The following is a 20800-nucleotide window of genomic DNA, read 5'->3' as shown; positions in this document are numbered from 1 at the left end:
GATAACCATGACCATCGAGAAGATTTTCACCCCACAGGACGATGCGTTTTATGCGGTGATCACCCACGCGGCGGGGCCGCAGGGCGCGCTGCCGCTGACCCCGCAGATGCTGATGGAATCCCCCAGCGGCAACCTGTTCGGCATGACGCAGAACGCCGGGATGGGCTGGGACGCCAACAGGCTGACCGGCAAAGAGGTGCTGATTATCGGCACCCAGGGCGGCATCCGCGCCGGGGACGGACGCCCGGTCGCGCTGGGCTACCACACCGGGCACTGGGAGATCGGCATGCAGATGCAGGCGGCGGCGAAGGAGATTACCCGCAACGGCGGGATCCCGTTTGCGGCCTTCGTCAGCGATCCGTGCGACGGCCGTTCTCAGGGCACGCACGGCATGTTCGACTCCCTGCCGTACCGCAACGACGCGGCGATCGTGTTTCGCCGCCTGATTCGTTCCCTCCCGACGCGTCGGGCGGTGATTGGCGTCGCCACCTGTGATAAAGGGCTGCCCGCCACCATGATTGCGCTGGCCGCGATGCACGACCTGCCGACCATTCTGGTGCCGGGCGGGGCGACGCTACCGCCGACCGTGGGGGAAGACGCGGGCAAGGTGCAGACTATCGGCGCGCGCTTTGCCAACCACGAACTCTCCCTGCAGGAGGCCGCCGAGCTGGGCTGTCGCGCCTGCGCGTCGCCGGGCGGCGGGTGTCAGTTCCTCGGCACGGCGGGCACCTCGCAGGTGGTCGCGGAAGCGCTGGGGCTGGCGCTGCCGCACTCCGCGCTGGCCCCGTCCGGGCAGGCGGTGTGGCTGGAGATCGCCCGCCAGTCGGCGCGTGCGGTCAGCGAGCTGGATAACCGCGGCATCACCACGCGCGATATCCTCACCGACAAAGCCATCGAAAACGCGATGGTGATCCACGCGGCGTTCGGCGGCTCGACCAATTTACTGCTGCACATTCCGGCCATCGCCCACGCGGCGGGCTGCACGATCCCGGACGTTGAACACTGGACGCGCGTTAACCGCAGGGTGCCGCGCCTGGTCAGCGTGCTGCCCAACGGCCCGGACTATCACCCGACCGTGCGCGCCTTCCTCGCCGGCGGCGTGCCGGAGGTGATGCTTCATCTGCGCGATCTCGGTCTGCTGCATCTGGACGCCATGACCGTCACCGGCCAGACGGTTGGCGAGAACCTCGACTGGTGGCAGGCGTCCGAGCGCCGGGCGCGCTTCCGCCAGTGCCTGCGCGAGCAGGACGGCGTGGATCCGGATGACGTGATCCTGCCGCCGGAGAAGGCAAAGTCGAGAGGGCTGACCTCGACGGTTTGCTTCCCGACGGGCAACATCGCGCCGGAAGGTTCGGTGATCAAGGCCACGGCGATCGACCCGTCGGTCGTCAGTGAAGATGGCGTTTACCGCCACACCGGCCGGGCGCGGGTGTTTGTCTCGGAAGCGCAGGCAATCAAGGCCATCAAGCGGGAAGAGATTAAGCAGGGCGATATCATGGTGGTGATCGGCGGCGGTCCGTCCGGCACCGGCATGGAAGAGACCTATCAGCTTACCTCCGCGCTGAAGCATATCTCGTGGGGCAAGACGGTGTCGTTAATCACCGATGCGCGCTTCTCGGGCGTGTCGACGGGTGCCTGCTTCGGCCACGTGTCGCCAGAGGCGCTGGCGGGCGGGCCGATTGGCAAGCTGCGCGATAACGACATCATCGAGATAGCCGTGGACCGACTGACGTTAACGGGCAGCGTGAACTTTATCGGCACGGTGGACAACCCGCTGACGCCGGAGGAGGGCGCGCGCGAGCTGGCTCGGCGGCAGACGCACCCGGACCTGCACGCCCACGACTTCTTGCCGGACGACACCCGCCTGTGGGCAGCACTGCAGTCGGTCAGCGGCGGCACCTGGAAAGGCTGTATTTATGACACCGATAAAATTATCGAGGTAATTAACGCCGGTAAAAAAGCGCTCGGTATTTAATTATTTTCTGCGTTAAAAAACGTCTGCGGGAAATATTCCGCGGACGGTTTTCGTGTGTCTGCAATTTATTAATTTAAACAATAAGTTGCGATATATCGTTGGCGTCACAAAAGCAAAATAACGTAATTCAGAAATAAGATATGACCATTGCTGGTTAATTGAACAGCTCATTACACTCCATTAACACGATGTTGTAATTCAGCACACTACATAAGGGTGTAATTCTGATGACGCAATTAACCATGAAAGACAAAATTGGCTACGGGCTGGGTGACACCGCCTGCGGCTTCGTCTGGCAGGCCACGATGTTCCTGCTGGCCTACTTCTACACCGACGTCTTCGGCCTGTCGGCGGGCATTATGGGGACGCTGTTTTTAATCTCCCGCGTGCTCGACGCCGTTACCGACCCCCTGATGGGACTGCTGGTCGACCGCACCCGCACGCGGCACGGCCAGTTCCGCCCGTTCCTGCTGTGGGGCGCCATCCCCTTTGGCATTGTCTGCGTGCTGACCTTCTACACGCCGGACTTTTCCGCGCAGGGCAAAATCATCTACGCCTGCGTGACCTACATTCTCCTTACCCTGGTCTACACCTTCGTTAACGTGCCGTACTGCGCCATGCCCGGCGTCATCACCGCCGACCCGAAAGAGCGTCACGCCCTGCAGTCCTGGCGCTTCTTCCTGGCGGCGGCGGGATCGCTCGCCATCAGCGGCATTGCCCTGCCGCTGGTCAGCATCATCGGCAAGGGGGACGAGCAGGTGGGCTATTTCGGCGCCATGTGCGTGCTGGGCCTGACCGGCGTGGTGCTGCTCTACGTCTGCTTCTTCACCACCAAAGAGCGCTACACCTTTGAGGTGCAGCCGGGCTCGTCGGTGGCGAAAGATCTCAAGCTGCTGCTCGGCAACGGCCAGTGGCGGATCATGTGCGCGTTCAAGATGATGGCGACCTGTTCCAACGTGGTGCGCGGCGGGGCGACGCTCTACTTCGTCAAATACGTGATGGATCACCCGGAGATGGCGACCCAGTTTTTACTCTACGGCAGCCTTGCCACCATGTTTGGCTCGCTCTGCTCCTCCCGACTGCTGGGGCGCTTCGACCGCGTCACCGCCTTCAAGTGGATCATCGTCGCCTACTCGCTCATCAGCCTGCTGATTTTCGTCACCCCGGCCGAGCATATCGCCCTGATCTTCGCCCTCAACATCCTGTTCCTGTTCGTCTTTAACACCACCACGCCGCTGCAGTGGCTGATGGCCTCTGACGTGGTGGATTACGAGGAGAGCCGCAGCGGGCGCCGCCTCGACGGGCTGGTGTTCTCCACCTACCTGTTCAGCCTAAAGATTGGCCTGGCGATTGGCGGGGCGGTGGTGGGCTGGATCCTGGCGTACGTGAACTACTCCGCCAGCAGCAGCGTGCAGCCGGTGGAAGTGCTGACCACCATCAAAATTCTGTTCTGCGTAGTGCCGGTGGTGCTCTACGCGGGCATGTTCATCATGCTGTCGTTCTACAAGCTTACTGACGCCCGCGTGGAGGCCATCAGCCAGCAGCTGATCAAGCACCGCGCGGCGCAGGGCGAGGCCGTTCCTGACGCTGCGACAGCCGCATCCCATTAACCGGAGGCACTATGCAAATCACTAACCCTATTCTGACCGGCTTCAACCCGGATCCGTCCTTGTGCCGTCAGGGCGAGGACTACTACATCGCCACCTCGACCTTCGAGTGGTTCCCCGGCGTACGCATCTACCACTCCCGCGACCTGAAAAACTGGTCGCTGGTCAGTACCCCACTGGACCGCGTGTCGATGCTGGACATGAAGGGCAACCCGGACTCCGGCGGCATCTGGGCGCCGTGCCTGAGCTACGCCGACGGCAGGTTCTGGCTGCTTTACACCGACGTGAAAATTGTCGACTCGCCGTGGAAAAACGGCCGCAACTTCCTCGTCACCGCGCCGTCCATTGAGGGGCCGTGGAGCGAGCCGATCCCGATGGGCAACGGCGGGTTCGATCCGTCCCTGTTCCACGACGACGATGGCCGCAAATATTACCTCTACCGCCCGTGGGGGCCGCGCCACCACAGCAACCCGCACAACACCATCGTGATGCAGGCGTTTGACCCGCAGACGGGGACGCTCTCGCCCGAGCGCAAAACCCTTTTTACCGGCACGCCGCTCTGCTACACCGAGGGGGCGCACCTGTATCGCCACGCGGGATGGTACTACCTGATGGTGGCCGAAGGCGGCACCAGCTACGAGCACGCCGTCGTGGTGCTGCGTTCAAAAAACATCGACGGGCCGTACGAGCTGCACCCGGACGTGACGATGATGACCAGCTGGCACCTGCCGGAGAACCCACTGCAGAAGAGCGGCCACGGTTCGCTGCTGCAGACCCACACGGGGGAGTGGTACATGGCCTACCTCATCAGCCGCCCGCTGCGCCTGCCCGGCGTGCCGCTGCTGGCCTCCGGCGGACGCGGCTACTGCCCGCTGGGGCGCGAGACCGGCATCGCCCGCATTGAATGGCGCGACGGCTGGCCGTACGTGGAAGGCGGCAAGCACGCGCAGCTGACCGTGAAAGGCCCACAGGTGGCCGAGCAGCCTGCAGCCGTTCAGAACGGCTGGCGGGACGATTTCGACGCCAGTTCGCTCGACCCGGAACTGCAGACCCTGCGCATTCCGTTCGACGATACCCTCGGCTCGCTCACCGCGCGCCCGGGCTACTTACGTCTCTACGGCAACGACTCGCTCAACTCGACCTTTACCCAGTCGACCGTGGCGCGCCGCTGGCAGCACTTCGCTTTCCGGGCCGAGACGCGGATGCAGTTCTCGCCGGTCCACTTCCAGCAGAGCGCGGGGCTGACCTGCTACTACAACAGCAAAAACTGGAGCTACTGCTTTGTGGACTTCGAGGAGGGGCAGGGCAGAACGATTAAGGTGATCCAGCTCGACCACAACGTGCCGTCGTGGCCGCTGCACGAGCAGCCGATTCCGGTGCCGGAACATGCGGAGAGCGTCTGGCTGCGCGTGGACGTGGATACGCTGGTCTACCGCTACAGCTACTCGTTCGACGGCGAGACGTGGCACGACGTGCCGGTGACGTATGAGGCGTGGAAGCTGTCGGACGACTACATCGGCGGGCGCGGCTTCTTTACCGGCGCGTTTGTGGGTCTGCACTGCGAGGACATCAGCGGCGACGGCTGCCACGCGGACTTCGATTACTTCACCTACGAGCCGGTTTAACGGCTCAGGCCGGGTAGCCCAGCGCGCGTGAAAGCTGGAGCCCGGCCTGCTGAAGCTGCTCACGGAAATTAGCCAGCTCTGCGTCGTCCACGCGGGAGGTCAGCGTCGACAGGCTCAGGGCGGCGATGACGCGGGATTCGTGGTTCCACACCGGCACCGCCACGCAGCGCACGCCCTGCTCGTTCTCTTCGCTATCCAGGGCATAGCCCTGCTCGCGGGTCTGCGTCAGGGCGGTCATTAACGCTTCGCGGGAGGCGAGGGTAGCGGGCGTAAAGGTGGTGTACTGATAGCCCTCAAGCAGGGCGTTCAGCTCGGCCTCGCCCAGCCAGGCAATCAACACCTTGCCGATGGCGGTGGCGTGAACCGGCAGGCGGCGGCCAATGCGCGAATAGGCGATGGCGGCCAGCTTGCCTTCAATCTTCTCGATATAGACCCCTTCACGCCCGTCCAGGATCCCCAGATGGGTGGTCTGCCCGGTCCGCTGTGACAGCTCCGTCAGCCAGCCTTTCGCCTTCTGACGAATATCGATGGAGCCCACGACAAAATGGCCGCGCTCGACCAGCTTCATGCCGAGGCGATATTTGCCGTTCTCCGGGTTCTGATCGATATAGCCGTGAAGCTGCAGGGTTTTCAGCAGCGAGTGGAGGGTACTCTTGCTCAGCCCCATCAGTTTGCTGATGTCGGTGATCTTAAGCTCGGTGGCCTGCTCGTTGAACAGGTCGAGGATCTGCAACGCACGTTCAACAGACTGAATAATCGGCATAATGCTGGTATGTCCACGCTGGAATTAAGGCGAAAACGTACCTTTTTCGGGGTGAAAAATCAATTGAGTAGAGCGGGTTGTGGGAGAAAGGACATCAGGCCGTATCGTCGCCTGATTCGCCCGGCGGCGCTTCGCTTGCACGGGCCTACGGGCTGGGTGTTCTCCCTCTCCCTGTGGGAGAGGGCCGGGGTGAGGGCACCAGCGCGCAGAGGAGTCAATTACTCCCCAAGCGTCGCCACCATCACCGCCTTAATCGTATGCATCCGGTTTTCCGCCTGGTCAAACACGATGCTCGCCGCCGACTCAAACACCTCGTCCGTCACTTCCATCCCACCGTGCAGGTCGAACTCCTTCGCCATCTGCTTGCCGAGCGTGGTCTGGTCGTCATGGAACGCCGGCAGACAGTGCAGGAACTTCACGTCCGGATTTCCGGTCAGCGCCATCATCTGCGCGTTCACCTGATACCCGCGCAGCAGCGCAATCCGCTCCGCCCACTTCTCTTTGGCTTCGCCCATCGACACCCACACGTCGGTATAGATAAAGTCCGCGCCCTTCACGCCCGCCGCCACGTCTTCCGTCAGCGTGATTTTCCCGCCGTGCTTCTCCGCCAGCGCGCTGCACTCCGCCACCAGGCTCTCTTCCGGCCAGCAGGCCTTCGGGGCCACCAGGCGCAGATCCAGCCCGGTCAGTGCCGCCGCTTCCAGCATCGAGTTGCCCATGTTGTTGCGCGCGTCGCCCGCGTAAACCAGCGTCATCTCGTTAAACGCCTTGCCCGGCAGGTGCTCCTGCATGGTCAGCAGGTCCGCCAGCAGCTGCGTCGGGTGGAACTCGTTGGTCAGCCCGTTCCACACCGGTACGCCCGCGTACTGCGCCAGCGTTTCGACGACTTCCTGGCCGTGGCCGCGATACTGAATGCCGTCGTACATCCGCCCGAGCACGCGCGCGGTGTCCTTAATTGACTCTTTATGCCCAATCTGGCTGCCGCTCGGCCCTAAATAGGTAACGCGCGCGCCCTGGTCAAATGCGGCAACTTCGAAAGAGCAACGGGTACGGGTCGAGTCTTTTTCGAAGATGAGCGCGATGTTTTTACCGGTAAGCTTCTGTACTTCCTTGCCCTTTTTTTTATCGGCTTTGAGCTGTGCGGCAAGGGTCAGCAGAGAGGTGAACTGTGCAGGGGTAAAGTCGAGCAATTTCAGAAAGTGTTTCTTGTACAGATCAGACATTTTATCCTCACATGGCGAACGCCACTTATTGAATTAAAATTCACTTTATATGTGTAATTATTCATTTGCAACCCCGTTTCACAAATCTTTCCAACAAAGGTGGAGGCAAACCCGTCCGTGTGTGAAAATAGAAGTATCTGCCGCACTTTAAAGAGGATTGAGCCATGGCAAACCCGGAATTACTGGAAGAGCAACGCGAAGAGACGCGTCTGATTATTGAAGAGCTGCTGGAAGACGGTAGCGATCCGGACGCGCTGTACACCATCGAGCACCATTTCTCTGCGGATGATTTCGACGCGCTGGAAAAAATGGCCGTGGAAGCCTTCAAGCTGGGTTACGAAGTGACCGAGCCGGAAGAGCTGGAAGTGGAAGAGGGCGACACCGTCATCTGCTGCGACATCCTGAGCGAAGGCGCGCTGAAGGCGGAGCTGATCGACGCGCAGGTCGAACAGCTGATGAACCTGGCCGAGAAGTTTGACGTGGAATACGACGGCTGGGGAACCTACTTCGAAGATCCGAACGGTGAAGACGGCGAAGAAGGCGACGACGAAGATTACGTCGACGAAGACGACGACGGCGTGCGTCACTAAGTGATTCAGGCGGTGGCGCGCGCCACCGCTTTTTTCAAGGCAGAACCATGGATTACCCGCAGATACTCGCCCCCGTACTCAACTTCCTCCAGTGCCCGACCCCGCAAGCATGGATTGATAAAGCCCGCGACCCGGCGAACTTGCCGTTGCTGCTCACCGACCATATGGTGTGCGAGCTCAAGGCCGCCCAGACCGCGCTGCTGCTGGTGCGTAAATACGTCGCCGACGAAAGCGGTGCCGATGCGCTGCTCGACTGGCTCAAACCCTACGAACAGTTCACCTTCCGCGACGGCCCGGAGCCGGACTTCATCGCCCTGCACAGGCAGATTGGCAAAAGCGTGATGCCCAAAACCGACGACCCGTGGGGCCAGGCGCTCATCGACAGCATGGTACTGCTGATTAAAGAGGAGCTGCACCACTTCTGGCAGGTGCGCGAGGCGATGCTGGCCCGCGACATCCCGTACGTCAAAATCACCGCCAGCCGCTACGCCAAAGGGATGCTGAAGGAAGTTCGCACCCACGAGCCGCTGACGCTGATCGACAAGCTCATCTGCGGCGCCTACATCGAAGCCCGCTCCTGCGAACGCTTCGCCGCGCTGGCCCCGTTCCTCGACGACGACCTGCAGAAGTTCTATCTCTCGCTGCTGCGCTCGGAAGCGCGCCACTATCAGGACTACCTGACGCTGGCCCAACAGGTGAGCGACGACGATATCTCACCGCGTATAAAGCTTTTTGGCGAAATTGAAGCCACACTTATCTCGACACCGGACAACGAGTTTCGCTTCCACAGCGGCGTGCCGGTGTAAACCGGCATAGCGAAAGGATAAGGATGCGAGATGAATAAAACGTGGACCCGTATTGTGATTGTCGTCTTTGCGGCTGCCGCCGTGGCGTTCTGGGTGTTTTTCGACAGGCAGCGCGCCCCGGAACGGCAGATGGATAACGCCCTCAACGCGATGCCCGCCTGGCAGGTGATTAAGGAGCAGGAGCCCGCGCTGCATCAGCGCATCCTCGACCAGATGGCCGCCCTGCAAAAAGCGGGCGAGCCGGAGCAGCAGATTATCGACACCATCCAGCCGCAGATCCTGCATCTGCAGATGTCGCGCCTGCAAAACGCCCCGGACGCCAACGTGGTGAACTACATGACCATCAACATGGAGCAGACCGCCGCCATCCAGAAGGTGAGCGACGACGCCTGCTTCCGCTTCCTCTACCCGATGGTGAAGGGCGGCATCAACCCGATGCGCATGCTGGATAAAGACCTGATGGCGCGGCGAATGCAGGCCGATGCCGACATGATGCGCGCGGCCTACGGCAAAAACCGCCACACCGTGACCCCCGCCGAACGCGAGGCGGCCGTCGAGGATGTGCGACCGATTATGAAGGCACTTGCCGATAAGTACGGCGAGGACATCCAGCTGCTGCAGATGCCGGATAAGGCGGCGGGCAAAGAGAAGCTCTCCTGCGATATGGTGCAGGAGATGTGGGCGAAGGTGCTGGCGCTGCCGGAGCAGAAGGCGGCAGGGGTGATTCGGCTGGCGGTGTCTGAGCTGGACTGACGAAGGGCGCTGGTTTTTTGGGCACTTAGCGCGGGTTTAGCGCGTCGTCGCTTGCATGGCGGCGCGCGACAGGTATAATCCACAACGTTTCCGCATCCCCTTCAGTGCCGAAGTGGCGAAATCGGTAGACGCAGTTGATTCAAAATCAACCGTAGAAATACGTGCCGGTTCGAGTCCGGCCTTCGGCACCATAAAAAAGCTTTTTCAAGTCAACTATCGACTTTAACCCTGTAAGAGCTTTGGTTCACTGCAGTTTACATATTGCTGACTTTAACTAGTGTTTATCTTATCCAAAATATTACTGCTAACCATATTGATTCGTTTTATAATATATTTTACCTATATTAGGTAAAAAATTTGCGCGAGAGTTAAATCTAGAATTTTAACGTGCCTATTTTATTGCTTTTTCTCACCCTGAAGTAACAATATTTCGTTATTTATAAACTGCCTTCTTTGTTCTTGCGACTTAATTTCTTCTGCTAATGAGTCAAGCTTCGCTTTTGAACTTGATGAATGCTCACATATATTGCTGTGAAAACTTTCTCCACGTTTCTCACATTCTTTAGCCAAATAACCATATTCTGAACTTAATTGAGAATGAGTTAGGTAAAGATTATTTATATTTTTTTGTACTGAAATCAACTCTTGCTTGAGTTGAATGATATTTTCTTTATTAATTTTATATAATTCCAATTTTTCGCTACTATTACATTTGGCAAGTTGGAAATTTAATTTATCGCGTTCGTCACTTAACTCTTTGAGCTTTATATTGTTTTCAGAGATAATTCCATCATACATCGCTTTAATACTGGCGGATCGTTTCTCAATTCTTGAGTCTTCATTATCAATCTGTTTCTCTAATCGTGTTTGAACTATTTCTAATTGATTTGTAAGGTAATTTTTGTCGTAAGTTAATTCATCTATTCGGGAGGTTTTTGCTTTAATTATAATATTATCTATAATTAAATAAGTACATAAAGAAGTTAAGGGTAGTATTGTTAATAAGCTAATTAATATTGGCTTTATATTCTTGCTGTCTTTAAGATAAATAATAAAGGATTCAAATAGGTTCATTTATATTCCCATTAAAATAGAAAATCAGTATAAAATTACTATGTATTCTATAATATTAATGAGGGGGCAGTAAAGGATTTTATCATTATCGTCTGCAAAGCAAGTAAAAAAGGCAACTTGAGGTGCTGTACTTCATTGAGTTAACCTTTTCTTGTGCGACTTAATATTGAATGTGTACTAAATAACTAAATAACTAAATAACTAAATAACTAAATAACTAAATAACTAAATAACTAAATAACTAAATAATTATTATTAGAATTAGGATGCAGAGATTGTTATGTTTATAATATTTTTTATTAACTTTCTGAAAATAGGTATTTTTTATAGACTTGCCTGACATCATTAGTGCTGATCTGAACCATCTTTATTCGATTACGATGGTACAGGATTTATTCTCCTTGCGTTTACTCAAGGAAAACACCTCATACCATGTGCCACTAACAACTCTTTTGAGCCCCTATAGCATGTAAACTTCTTAGGTGCTCACCGGTACAGGCTGCTTAGTGTAATTTGGAAAAGTTATTGTTTTACATATGGATAAGCAACATTACTTTGAGAATCCCCCTCAAATACTAGCACTCTGTCATATATCAATTAAATGGTGTATCCTCTTTTCCATAGGAAGAATCTGGATAAAATTGTTGCTTGTTGTGATTATTACTTTTGGAAGGTAATGGCAATGTGCGAAAGGATGTATAGAAAAGAAATTTATTCTGAATGGGTTATACGCAGTAGCCTGTATTGGATGACTTCTCTTACTCAATGGAAGCTTTGTGAAGATATATCCTCCTGGAAAATCTCTTTTGAAAACGATAGTCCCGAATGCCTCTATGAATTCGAGAGGCTGCTGAATGATTACACTTTGCGAGAAAAACTACAGCATAAAACAGGGGCGTTGAGAGATTCTATTGTCCATAAAGTGCTTCGCAGTGTCGATGAAAGGCTTTCGTAATGGAATTGATGCCATTCAATTTTGACAGATTGCCTAATGGACAGGTGTTTATAAGCAATCTCGCTGGTTTTCATCACTTCATTCATGAGCAAGAGCTGCTTGATCTTTCTGATGAGCAAATCAATGCGGAACAATCAAACGCACTCGAAAGCAAGCTATTTATAACTAACGAAAGCTCATCGGCTATAACTCCCTATGCTTTAAGTTCTGCTTTTGCAAAACGATTGATGAATGAACTGGCGGTCAGGCCAATTTTCATGATTGTGCCCACATTACGTTGCGACCATACCTGCAAGTATTGTCAGGTCAGTAGAGCTTCCGTGAACGCCTCTGGTTATGATCTAGATCCCGCTCTCATCCCTGATATCATTTCAACTATCAAAAAACTATCGACACCACCTTACAAGATAGAGATACAGGGTGGAGAGCCACTCTTGCGGTTCGATTTAATTCAATCTATCTATGAGCAATGTGCTGAAACGCTGGGAAGCACCGATTTTGAGATGGTTGTAGCATCAAGCCTGTCTGTCTTGAATGAGGATATGCTTGAATGGTCGAGAGATAGGAACTTAACGTTCTCTGTTTCGCTTGATGGTGAGGAAGTTGTTCACAACAGTAATCGAATTCTTGGTCATGGGCTTGCTTACAGTAGAACAGTGTCAGGGGTAGAGGCTATCAAACGGTCTTTAGGCGCTGGTCGCGTTGCAACGGTTACTACAGTTACTAAAGATCTCATTAGGCATCCTGAATCAATTGTCCAGGCTCACTTGTCTCTTGGCCTCAAGGACATGTTTATCCGACCTGTTAGTCCCTATGGGTTTGCACAAAAAGCATCGTTCACATTTTCTATGGAGGAATACTTCAGTTTCTATGCCTCGTTGATAGATGAAATCCTTAAGATGAATAATGAAGGGATAAGGTTTGTGGAACATTCGGCCTCCATTCATCTGAAAAGGATCTTCAATCCCGGCTTTAGTGGTTATGCGGATTTAAAGTCGCCAAGCGGGGTCGTGCTTAACAGTATTCTTTTCAATTATGACGGTCGAGTATATGGTAGCGATGAGAGCCGTATGTTGCAGAAGGTGAACCCTGAAACGGAGTTCAGTGCGGGTGAGGTTAAAACGCTATCATTTTCTAAGAGTCCTTACTATAACGCAGTGTTAAGTTCATCGTTCAATTTTGCTCTGCCAGGTTGTGATACATGTGCATATCAACCATTTTGCGGTGCAGATCCATGCCAGAACATAAGTGTACAGGGTGAGCCTGTTGGTGATAGGAGTCGTTCAACGTTTTGTCAGTATCACAAGGGGATGTTCAGGTATCTGATGAACTGCATCTCAGAAGGTGGTCCGAAGGCTGAGATGCTAAAAGGATGGGCATATGTCTGAGGTTATTAGGAACGATATCTTTCATTTTGCTTCAAAAAATAATGTGCCCACGGGGTTCTATCGGTTATGCAAACAAAAACCAATGAACCCTTTATTCTTTTTGCCCAATTTACTGGTAGTTGCTGAAGGCAATAATGATGCCATTCAACCATGCTTTGATTTCTCTGTTATTAGCACTGAATTATATGAGTCAATTGAAGATGGAGATATTGGGATAATCAACAATGGCAATATGATACGCGTAATTCTGTCCCGCAGAGCCAATCATAATACTGTCTTAGTAACGGAACGCTGCAATAACTTGTGTCTGTTTTGTTCGCAGCCACCAAAGAAATCAAATGATGACTGGCTACTTACCCAATCAGCTCTTGCTATAGCTTCATTTGGTTTGGATGGAGTTGTTGGGGTCAGCGGTGGAGAACCTTTGCTGTATGGAGATGATTTCCTTCACTTCATTGATTTTATCATCGAGAATTCACCAGATACTGCTTTGCATGTTTTAACAAACGGACGCAAATTTGCTGATATCAACTTTACTCAGGAAATGGCAAAGCGAAGCAAAAAGATCAAAATCACCTTTGGTATCCCGCTCTACTCATCAAGACCACTTGTGCATGATCATCTGGTAGGGAGTGATGGCGCATTTAATGAAACGGTTAAGGGGTTAATCAATGCAGGAAACTCAGGGATTAATATCGAACTTAGAGTTATTCCGACACTGGCTAACTATACAGAATTGGATGATATTGTAGAGTTCGTTGGCCGAGTGTTCTCCAACATTAATCAGATTTCCCTTATGGGGCTGGAATCTATCGGTTGGGCACGAAAGAACTGGTCAACAATCTTCATTGAGCACAGCAGTTATAGTGAGAAAATAACCTCCGCCATAGACGCTGCACACAGGTCAGGCATACCTCTAACAATTTTTAATTATCCTTTGTGTCATCTTCCTGAAAGAGCTTGGGAGCTTGCTGCTCAGTCGATCTCTGATTGGAAAAATTACTATCCGAAAGAATGTGATGAATGTACTCAGAAGTCTTCCTGTGCTGGTTATTTCAGTTCCTCAACAGGCCGTTTTCATCAACCACCGAGACCAATTTTATGAAAAAATTTAATTTTGCTGCACTACTTCCGGGATTTTTGGCACTTAATAATTCTGTATGGGCAAGTGATTCATCTACCGGAGCAAGTGATTTGCCTGGTATGACTCTTAATGAACATGATTTAGTGATAGCACCACTTAACACCGAAGTTCCATTCTACATTGCAGGGCATCGCAGTCATAGCTCCCATCGGAGCCATAGTTCTCACCGATCATCATCAGGCGGCGGGTACTATGGTGGCAGCACTCCTTATTATCCAAAAACATACAGCTCACCAAGCTCATCTGGTTCTTCAAGTTCAGGAACAAGTTCCTCATCGTCCTCTTCTGTGCGTTCGCTTCGTTCTAACGACAATAATTCTACTACTACGAATTCAGTTGGAACTACAGAAGCTAACCGTGCAAGTAATGGGCTGACTTCTGGTACAGAGAAGCGTAAGCGCTTAATCATGCGGGTTCAATTCGCTTTGCTGGACAACGGTTATTACAACGGGAATATTGACGGCATAATGGGGCCCTCCACAAGGCAGTCTATAAAAAATTACCGAATTGCAAAGGGACTACCAACGCCTGTAACTGAAACACTCGATCCTCAATTATTGAACTCATTAAATATTCTGGCTCGGTGATAAGTGCATTTTAAGTTTAAAAAGGAATGGGTATGTGGTCTGATGTTGAATCAAGTGTAGACTATTTGAACTTTGGAGAAGTCTCAAGTTTGGCTGTGGATATTTTAAAGTCAAATAATATGCTTCCGGTGTCTATTGGGATCTTTGGAAACTGGGGGGCAGGCAAGTCATCATTATTAAAAATAATAGAAAAACAGATCAGTGAAGAAGATGGTGAAGATATTTTAGTAGTAAACTTTGATGCTTGGCTTTATCAGGGTTATGATGATGCTAGAGCTGCTTTATTAGAAGTGATTGCAATAAAATTGAATGAAGCAGCTCAAGGTGATGAAAATATTGTTAAAAGGACATTCAATCTCTTTAATCGCGTAGATAAGGTCAGAGCTTTAGGGCTAACAATTGAAGGCATTGCACTGGCACATGGGATTCCAACTGGTGGGATAGTTTCACGGGGATTAAACGCAATTAAAGATGTCTTTAATAATGGCATCAATGAAGGTAATTATAAAGAGTCTATTGATTCAGGTAAGGAAATAGCAAAGATTGGATTAATTAGAGAAAAGGAGATAGCTACTCCTCCCCAGCAAATAAATTTATTTAGAGAAGAATATAGTAGTATACTTAAAGACTTAAATAAAAATCTGATTGTATTTATAGACAATTTAGACCGCTGTTTACCTCAAAATGCCATTCAAACTCTTGAAGCTATAAGGCTATTTTTATTCCTTCCAAAAACGGCTTTCGTGATTGCTGCTGATGAAGATATGATACGAACTTCGGTTTCTGAATACTTTAAAGGTACATCTGCAAGACACCATATTGATTATTTGGATAAACTTATTCAGGTACCTATAAGAGTGCCGAGAACAGGTCTTCTGGAGATTAGATCATATCTTTTTTTACTCCATGCAGTAAATGCAGGAATAGAGGAAGATTTAATTGAAGATCTACGACTGGCTTTAGAGAAATCTTTACAAGAGTCATGGCATGAAGATCCGATGAAGAAAGAAGATGCTCTTAAGGTTCTAAAATGTGAAGGAAACATAGAGTTAGCTATTGCTTTTGACCAAGTAGATCGCATCGCACCTATTTTCGCAACATCTCCTATAATCCATGGAAATCCACGTATTGTAAAAAGATTACTCAACATAGTTAAGATGAGATCAAATATTGCTAAGAGAAGAAAGATTTCGCTTGATGAAAATGTTATAACAAAACTTGTTATATTTGAACGTTGTGCTGGCGAGGAAGCCGCAAATGCACTCTATTCCATGATCGATACAAATAAAAATTTCAAAAAGATAATTAGTGAATTAGAAAGTAAAAAATTAGATGAACTTCCTGATTCAGTGCCTTCGGTATGGAGGAAAGATGATACAACAAGTGATTTTATTCTTAAATGGCTTGAGCTTGAACCAAAGTTAAGTGATAAGGATTTACGTGCGGCCGTATATCTTTCTCGTGAGACTATGCCTGCGGGACATTATGTTCTTGGTCTTTCGCCAAAAGCAAGGGAGGCATTGAATATTTTGGTAGCAACCAAAAGAAAAAGTTCACAAGCGGCTTCGAGAGCTTTGAAAGATATTTCTAATGAAGAATTCATTCCGGTAATGGAAGGGATAATTGAACATCTTAGAAATATAACAGAATGGAGCAGCCAGCCAGATGGTTTTGCTGGAGCCATATTAATCGCTGACAATAATATAGATGCAGCTAAAATACTTAAAAGATTCATCGCTGGTATCAATGAACAACCTCATTGGATGAATATGCTTATAAAAGACAAAACATGGAATAAATAAAGGGGGCAGAAATGGGTACATCTCAGTCAAGTAAAGGTCCTAAAAATGGAAACGAACTTGTACCACCTTGGGCTGATCAAACAAAAAATGGGACAAACCAAAACCTAAGTGGATTTAGAACTTTATTTGGTAGATTTGCTCGTAATAGAGATTCCGTCGCATTGAAAGGGGCTTTGTCTCGTTATGCAAGACAAGTAACGGGCGGTTCTGAATCAGCTAATGCTCGTTTAGGAAATATTATAGGCGCTGGTGGGGGGTTATTTGAATTATTGAATGAAGGTATTACCAATGATTCTGGTATGAAGCCACTGGTAGATCTTGACAGTCTTAAAGGACTACCCTGCGAAGATGTGATTGCTAAAATATCACATTCATTGTCTGATGGTAGTGAAGATGCAGACAAAATACAAACCGCCATGAATGATGCGTTAGTTGAAGCATTGAACGGTAAATCCACCTTTGATCCATCCGATATAACAGACGATGTGATTATTGAGACAATGATTTGTTATTTGACTGACAGTATTTTTTTGCAGATTACTATGGATGCCGGTAAAGCATGGAATAATGCTCAAAATGCAAAAGAATTACAGGTGGCTGAAAATTCTTTGCATGAGTTGATTAGTGCGACTGTAGACAATATCATGGAACCAAAATTAAGTAAAAATATAAGATCTTTTTCAAAAGCTGATTTTATAATTATCCAAAAGGATGTTATCACAGAAGTTTGGAATGAATGGAAAGGATATGAATAATGAATATTTATGTTGAATATGATCATGCAAAATTACCATTGGCAGATGAAAAAACTGTTTCTGTGCAGATTTATTCGCGTGATGGTGTAGTTATTAAAAATGGCATTAAGCCTAGAGGTGATATTGCAACTATAGGTAAGCCAATATTTGATGCTATAAAAAGACTGGGAGTAAGTATATCAGATGAAGTTATGGACTTTTTAACTATCTCTCTTGCAGTAACTGCTGCCGATACATTTATTATAAGAGATAATTGTTTTGATGGCTGGACAAGAAAGATAAATCTATTTGTTTCATTAAATAACCCAGTAATTTGGGAAAAAAACAAACCACTTTTAGAAAAAGCTTTACAATTTTTGAGTGGTGATGTATGGAATTTCAATTTTAAAGGTGATGGTCCTAAGCCACCGCAACCATTCAAAGCTGTTAATGGGCGAAAATTGATTAATTTAGAGGGGTTAGATTGTGTGTCATTATTTTCTGGAGGTCTTGACAGTGCTATAGGTGTTATAGATTTTTTATCTTCGGGAAGAAAACCTTTACTAATCAGCCATTCGTATAAAGGGGATAAAACTAAACAAGATCAAATAGCCCATAAAATTCGTGAGAAGGGCACCTTTTCAAGACTTCGTTCAAGTGCTAACCCTATTGGCAGGGGGATGACAAGAGACATTACTATGAGAACGCGAAGTTTAAACTTCTTAGCGTTTGCACTTGTAGGTGCATATGCGGTAAAACAGATTAATAATCATAAGGATCTATCAATATTTGTTCCTGAAAATGGTTTTATCTCTTTGAATGCACCATTAACGCATCGGAGAGTTGGCTCGCTTAGTACCCGGACAACACATCCGTATTTCATTGAAATGATCCAAGAACTTTTTAATAATCTTGGCTTCGGTGTAAGATTGATTAACCCTTATCAATTCATGACTAAGGGACAAATGGTGAGTAATTGTAAAGATTCTAAGATGCTTTCTGAAATTGTGGATCTAACCGTTTCATGTAGTCATTGGAAAAGAAAAAATCAACAGTGTGGATATTGTGTTCCATGTATGATTAGAAGAGCAGCTTTAATGACAGGTAATATAAAAGAATCTATAAGTTATCATCATGCCTCATATTCAACCCTACGTGATTTTGTTAAAAACAAACAAGATGGTCGTGATGATGTTATCGCGGTATCAGTAGCCTTAGATAAATCTAAAAAAATAAATTTGAAATCATGGGTATTAAAGTCGGGAAAGCTTAAATATGAGGATCTTGATAAATATGAACAAGTGTTTTCAGATGGCTTACTTGAAGTTGAAGATTTCTTGAAAAAGGAAAAGGTGATTTGAAGCTTGATATGCACTGTCATTTGGATCTTTATAAAGATCCAAGTGATATTATCCGAAAGTGTACAGAGAAAGGACTTTATGTCCTTTCTATTACAACTACACCTAATGCCTATATTGGCACTCATCGACTGTCTGCTAATAATAGTAGAATCAGAACGGCATTAGGTCTTCATCCTGAACTAGCCCATTTAAGATACCATGAGTTAGATATTTTCGATATTTTACTCCCCCAAGCTAAATATGTTGGAGAAATCGGACTTGATGGTGGGAAAGATTATAAAGAGCATTCGGAAGTACAGCTTAAAGTATTTAAACATATACTAAAAAAAGTACATAATCAAGGTGGTAGGATTATGTCAATACATTCAAGGGGTTGTGCTGAAGAGGTTGTTGAGCAACTTAAAGGAATTGATGGGATTCCTGTTTTTCATTGGTTTACGGGTTCAGAATCTGAATTGAGGAGCGCTATTGATATTGGTGCATGGTTCTCTGTTGGCCCGGCGATGTTAAACTCCATTAAAGGACGACGGATATTACAATTGATACCTAAAGATAGATTATTAACTGAAACTGATGGGCCATTCTCAAAATACGCTGGCAAACAGCTATTTCCTTGGGATGTAGATATAGCTATTGAGGGGATTTCGAAAATATGGGGATGCAACTCAGAGTATGTAGAATATAAAATCGAAGAAAACTTCAGGAAAATTCTTCAGTTATGATGTTTTACATAAAATGTTTTTCATATATCTAAGCATCTATATTTAAATAACCATAAATAGCAATGTGGTTATTTAAATGCAACACATTTTCGAAAATTATTGTTGAGACATCAAAAGGATGTAAGTTTATATTTGAAATAAAATTTAAACCTAATGTAAAAAATAATTGCCGTGTATAAATATATAATCTTTAGGGGTTTTATTTAACAGGGGTAAATATATTTTAGGTAACTTAAATAGAACTTTTGAGAATTTAACTTCTTTGCAAAAACATTAAATAAGTGAGGAGATAAAATATCACACATGATGTAAATTATTTAATTGATTTGATTATTCAGGATTTAATGATATTTCGCTCATTGATTATATTATTTGGTTTTTTATATTCGTCTATCTACACTATATTTCAATTGCATTGACTATGATCGGAATAGATTTTACACCACCAATTCGAAATGACTAATACAGTCTGTTCGATTATCACCAATAGGACTGATGGTATCAATATAGGTATCAGGTACAATGTGATAATTTTTTATCTTTAAAGATCATAAGGATAGTTGCGATGTTCGAGTCCGGCCTTCGCACTCATCCTCTAAACACCTCCCTACGATGCCACTCCACATATCCCTCCTTTGGATAGTTCCCTTTCACCACCGGCAGCGCAATTTGCTTTCCTGCAAAATCCCAGAACAGCCGCCCAACGATCCCATTCCCATTCACCGCCTCTGACACCAGCACCCGCATACTCTCATCCAGCCCAATAGATCCTTTATCAAACGCCTTATGATGAATTGCACACAACGCCAACCCATTCGGGATCTCACACGGCCCGCCAAACTGCTTCCACTTAATATGCGCGGCTTCGAGTCCTACTGAGGCGTTATCATGCCGCATGTTGAATCCGCAGATCGCACACTCGTAGTTGTAAGCACGCAGAACCTGCTGACGGAACAACGGATCGCGAACCTTACGGATCTGCTGGATATCAAAACCCATCTCATCCGCGAGCTCTTCCTGAATGCTTTCAGGAAAGTGCGCTTCAAGGATCTGCTGCGCCAGCGAGCCGATCAGCTTTTTGTTCCTACTCAGCAGCGCAAAGTGGTCTTCATCAAACCCGCCTGCGACGTTATGTTCCACAAGTTCTTTAACAGGCGGTTGCTTACTGCCAGTGGTCGAACAAAACTCAGTATTCTTCAGATCCCAAAAACCGTCTCCTTTGAGCCGCCAGAAGGGCATATTTGGATAATGTGCCTTCCTCTGCGGGCCAAAGCGTTCTAACAGGTTAAGCAGCTGCTCGTGGACCTCAGTTCCGTAATCAAACAGTCGCGCATGCCCCTGCTGATAGTGCGCCAGTACGTACAGAAGCAATAAAGGCTTATGCGGCGCACGCTGTTCGCCTTTGCGCCAGATGGTGATGTCGGCAATTGCCTGTTCGAGAGTTTTGCTGGAAGCCATCGCGTTACGGAAGAAGGTAAATAATTGCGATGATGCTCGCAAAACTCAGGACAGGCAACCTACAATCAACTAAAACATGACCTTACCGCACACTACGCCATTTCCTGAATCCTCCTCGCAAATTCCAAATTTACCCCACACCAAACCGCTGTGTTTATATTCAGCCCTGTATAATGATCACCAGAAATTACGCCGAACGGCGAAAGAAGTATCAAGGAATATTTAAAGAGAGA

Annotated in this window: 19 protein-coding genes and 1 tRNA gene; 15 read left to right on the top strand and 5 right to left on the bottom strand. The window is 48.6% G+C overall.

Annotated elements, in window-relative coordinates; genetic code table 11:
• The first annotated feature begins 7 nt into the window (after window positions 1-7).
• The 3 genes from yagF (at window position 8) to KK102_RS17250 (ending at window position 5207) form a co-directional block, all read left to right on the top strand.
• Window positions 8-1975, top strand: coding sequence for a xylonate dehydratase YagF (gene yagF, locus KK102_RS17260; RefSeq protein WP_216358100.1), 1968 nt, complete (start codon window positions 8-10; stop codon window positions 1973-1975).
• A gap of 227 nt (window positions 1976-2202) precedes the next feature.
• A complete protein-coding gene (locus KK102_RS17255) occupies window positions 2203-3585 on the top strand; it encodes an MFS transporter (protein WP_023293405.1) in 1383 nt (460 codons plus the stop codon).
• An 11-nt stretch (window positions 3586-3596) separates the two neighbouring features.
• On the top strand, window positions 3597-5207 hold the full coding sequence (locus KK102_RS17250) for a glycoside hydrolase family 43 protein (RefSeq protein WP_216358099.1): 1611 nt from the start codon (window positions 3597-3599) through the stop codon (window positions 5205-5207).
• Between the two features lie 4 nt (window positions 5208-5211).
• On the opposite strand, the gene xynR is transcribed toward KK102_RS17250, so the two are convergent.
• The 3 genes from xynR to argL all read right to left on the bottom strand — a co-directional run bounded on the left by xynR (window position 5212) and on the right by argL (window position 7258).
• Window positions 5212-5970 carry a DNA-binding transcriptional repressor XynR gene (gene xynR / locus KK102_RS17245; protein WP_216358098.1) on the bottom strand — a complete coding sequence of 253 codons (759 nt, stop codon included), beginning with the start codon at window positions 5968-5970 and terminating at the stop codon, window positions 5212-5214.
• A gap of 218 nt (window positions 5971-6188) precedes the next feature.
• The gene (argF, locus tag KK102_RS17240; protein ID WP_032675854.1) at window positions 6189-7193 is read right to left on the bottom strand and encodes an ornithine carbamoyltransferase; all 1005 of its coding nucleotides are present in this window, start codon (window positions 7191-7193) and stop codon (window positions 6189-6191) included.
• On the bottom strand, window positions 7163-7258 hold the full coding sequence (argL, locus tag KK102_RS17235; RefSeq protein ID WP_213014347.1) for a putative translational regulatory protein ArgL: 96 nt from the start codon (window positions 7256-7258) through the stop codon (window positions 7163-7165). The genes argF and argL overlap by 31 nt, the downstream gene beginning before the upstream one ends.
• A gap of 99 nt (window positions 7259-7357) precedes the next feature.
• On the opposite strand from argL, the gene rraB reads away from it, so the two are divergent.
• The 4 genes from rraB (at window position 7358) to KK102_RS17215 (ending at window position 9533) form a co-directional block, all read left to right on the top strand.
• Window positions 7358-7783 (top strand): ribonuclease E inhibitor RraB, encoded by a 426-nt coding sequence (rraB, locus tag KK102_RS17230; RefSeq protein ID WP_008501374.1) that lies wholly within the window; start codon window positions 7358-7360, stop codon window positions 7781-7783.
• 47 nt (window positions 7784-7830) lie between these two features.
• Window positions 7831-8589 (top strand): tRNA isopentenyl-2-thiomethyl-A-37 hydroxylase MiaE, encoded by a 759-nt coding sequence (gene miaE, locus KK102_RS17225; RefSeq protein WP_003862942.1) that lies wholly within the window; start codon window positions 7831-7833, stop codon window positions 8587-8589.
• Between the two features lie 30 nt (window positions 8590-8619).
• Entirely contained in the window at window positions 8620-9342 is a 723-nt protein-coding gene (locus KK102_RS17220; RefSeq protein ID WP_216358097.1) for a topoisomerase II, read from the top strand.
• Window positions 9343-9448: 106 nt separating this feature from the next.
• A tRNA-Leu gene (locus KK102_RS17215) sits at window positions 9449-9533 on the top strand.
• A gap of 205 nt (window positions 9534-9738) precedes the next feature.
• Here KK102_RS17215 and KK102_RS17210 read toward each other — a convergent pair.
• Window positions 9739-10416 carry a hypothetical protein gene (locus KK102_RS17210; protein WP_216358096.1) on the bottom strand — a complete coding sequence of 226 codons (678 nt, stop codon included), beginning with the start codon at window positions 10414-10416 and terminating at the stop codon, window positions 9739-9741.
• Window positions 10417-11092: 676 nt separating this feature from the next.
• Here KK102_RS17210 and hxsD point away from each other — a divergent pair.
• From hxsD to qatD, 8 genes are read left to right on the top strand one after another with little or no spacing between them, the layout of a single operon-like run.
• The gene (gene hxsD / locus KK102_RS17205) at window positions 11093-11371 is read left to right on the top strand and encodes a His-Xaa-Ser system protein HxsD (RefSeq protein ID WP_420842101.1); all 279 of its coding nucleotides are present in this window, start codon (window positions 11093-11095) and stop codon (window positions 11369-11371) included.
• Window positions 11371-12759 (top strand): His-Xaa-Ser system radical SAM maturase HxsB, encoded by a 1389-nt coding sequence (gene hxsB / locus KK102_RS17200; RefSeq protein ID WP_216358095.1) that lies wholly within the window; start codon window positions 11371-11373, stop codon window positions 12757-12759. The genes hxsD and hxsB overlap by 1 nt, the downstream gene beginning before the upstream one ends.
• Window positions 12752-13864, top strand: coding sequence for a His-Xaa-Ser system radical SAM maturase HxsC (gene hxsC, locus KK102_RS17195; RefSeq protein WP_216358094.1), 1113 nt, complete (start codon window positions 12752-12754; stop codon window positions 13862-13864). The genes hxsB and hxsC overlap by 8 nt, the downstream gene beginning before the upstream one ends.
• Window positions 13861-14490, top strand: a complete 630-nt coding sequence (gene hxsA / locus KK102_RS17190) for a His-Xaa-Ser repeat protein HxsA (RefSeq protein WP_216358093.1) — start codon at window positions 13861-13863, stop codon at window positions 14488-14490. Before hxsC ends, hxsA begins: the two co-directional genes overlap by 4 nt.
• Before the next feature lie 32 nt (window positions 14491-14522).
• The gene (locus KK102_RS17185; protein ID WP_023302419.1) at window positions 14523-16292 is read left to right on the top strand and encodes a KAP family P-loop NTPase fold protein; all 1770 of its coding nucleotides are present in this window, start codon (window positions 14523-14525) and stop codon (window positions 16290-16292) included.
• A gap of 11 nt (window positions 16293-16303) precedes the next feature.
• Window positions 16304-17047: a hypothetical protein gene (locus tag KK102_RS17180; RefSeq protein ID WP_023302420.1), complete on the top strand. Its 744-nt coding sequence runs from the start codon at window positions 16304-16306 to the stop codon at window positions 17045-17047.
• Window positions 17047-18387, top strand: coding sequence for a Qat anti-phage system QueC-like protein QatC (gene qatC / locus KK102_RS17175; protein ID WP_216358092.1), 1341 nt, complete (start codon window positions 17047-17049; stop codon window positions 18385-18387). The genes KK102_RS17180 and qatC overlap by 1 nt, the downstream gene beginning before the upstream one ends.
• Complete coding sequence (gene qatD, locus KK102_RS17170) at window positions 18384-19109, top strand: Qat anti-phage system TatD family nuclease QatD (protein ID WP_216358091.1); 726 nt, start codon at window positions 18384-18386, stop codon at window positions 19107-19109. The genes qatC and qatD overlap by 4 nt, the downstream gene beginning before the upstream one ends.
• 588 nt (window positions 19110-19697) lie before the next feature.
• On the opposite strand, the gene KK102_RS17165 is transcribed toward qatD, so the two are convergent.
• The gene (locus KK102_RS17165) at window positions 19698-20567 is read right to left on the bottom strand and encodes a phosphorothioated DNA-binding restriction endonuclease (RefSeq protein ID WP_216358090.1); all 870 of its coding nucleotides are present in this window, start codon (window positions 20565-20567) and stop codon (window positions 19698-19700) included.
• Window positions 20568-20800: the final 233 nt, after the last annotated feature.

Origin of the sequence: Enterobacter quasimori (genome assembly GCF_018597345.1) — a bacterium.
Classification (GTDB): domain Bacteria; phylum Pseudomonadota; class Gammaproteobacteria; order Enterobacterales; family Enterobacteriaceae; genus Enterobacter; species Enterobacter mori.
Note: the sequence above shows the minus strand (reverse complement) of the source record. Positions and strands in the feature narration are given on the sequence as shown.

What these genes read in the sequence shown, in the direction of transcription:
- yagF (WP_216358100.1), top strand. Translation starts at nt 8, where the DNA reads ATGACCATCGAGAAGATTTTCACCCCACAGGACGATGCGTTTTATGCG.
- KK102_RS17255 (WP_023293405.1), top strand. Translation starts at nt 2,203, where the DNA reads ATGACGCAATTAACCATGAAAGACAAAATTGGCTACGGGCTGGGTGAC.
- KK102_RS17250 (WP_216358099.1), top strand. Translation starts at nt 3,597, where the DNA reads ATGCAAATCACTAACCCTATTCTGACCGGCTTCAACCCGGATCCGTCC.
- xynR (WP_216358098.1), bottom strand. Translation starts at nt 5,970, where the DNA reads ATGCCGATTATTCAGTCTGTTGAACGTGCGTTGCAGATCCTCGACCTG.
- argF (WP_032675854.1), bottom strand. Translation starts at nt 7,193, where the DNA reads ATGTCTGATCTGTACAAGAAACACTTTCTGAAATTGCTCGACTTTACC.
- argL (WP_213014347.1), bottom strand. Translation starts at nt 7,258, where the DNA reads ATGAATAATTACACATATAAAGTGAATTTTAATTCAATAAGTGGCGTT.
- rraB (WP_008501374.1), top strand. Translation starts at nt 7,358, where the DNA reads ATGGCAAACCCGGAATTACTGGAAGAGCAACGCGAAGAGACGCGTCTG.
- miaE (WP_003862942.1), top strand. Translation starts at nt 7,831, where the DNA reads ATGGATTACCCGCAGATACTCGCCCCCGTACTCAACTTCCTCCAGTGC.
- KK102_RS17220 (WP_216358097.1), top strand. Translation starts at nt 8,620, where the DNA reads ATGAATAAAACGTGGACCCGTATTGTGATTGTCGTCTTTGCGGCTGCC.
- KK102_RS17210 (WP_216358096.1), bottom strand. Translation starts at nt 10,416, where the DNA reads ATGAACCTATTTGAATCCTTTATTATTTATCTTAAAGACAGCAAGAAT.
- hxsD (WP_420842101.1), top strand. Translation starts at nt 11,093, where the DNA reads ATGGCAATGTGCGAAAGGATGTATAGAAAAGAAATTTATTCTGAATGG.
- hxsB (WP_216358095.1), top strand. Translation starts at nt 11,371, where the DNA reads ATGGAATTGATGCCATTCAATTTTGACAGATTGCCTAATGGACAGGTG.
- hxsC (WP_216358094.1), top strand. Translation starts at nt 12,752, where the DNA reads ATGTCTGAGGTTATTAGGAACGATATCTTTCATTTTGCTTCAAAAAAT.
- hxsA (WP_216358093.1), top strand. Translation starts at nt 13,861, where the DNA reads ATGAAAAAATTTAATTTTGCTGCACTACTTCCGGGATTTTTGGCACTT.
- KK102_RS17185 (WP_023302419.1), top strand. Translation starts at nt 14,523, where the DNA reads ATGTGGTCTGATGTTGAATCAAGTGTAGACTATTTGAACTTTGGAGAA.
- KK102_RS17180 (WP_023302420.1), top strand. Translation starts at nt 16,304, where the DNA reads ATGGGTACATCTCAGTCAAGTAAAGGTCCTAAAAATGGAAACGAACTT.
- qatC (WP_216358092.1), top strand. Translation starts at nt 17,047, where the DNA reads ATGAATATTTATGTTGAATATGATCATGCAAAATTACCATTGGCAGAT.
- KK102_RS17165 (WP_216358090.1), bottom strand. Translation starts at nt 20,567, where the DNA reads ATGGCTTCCAGCAAAACTCTCGAACAGGCAATTGCCGACATCACCATC.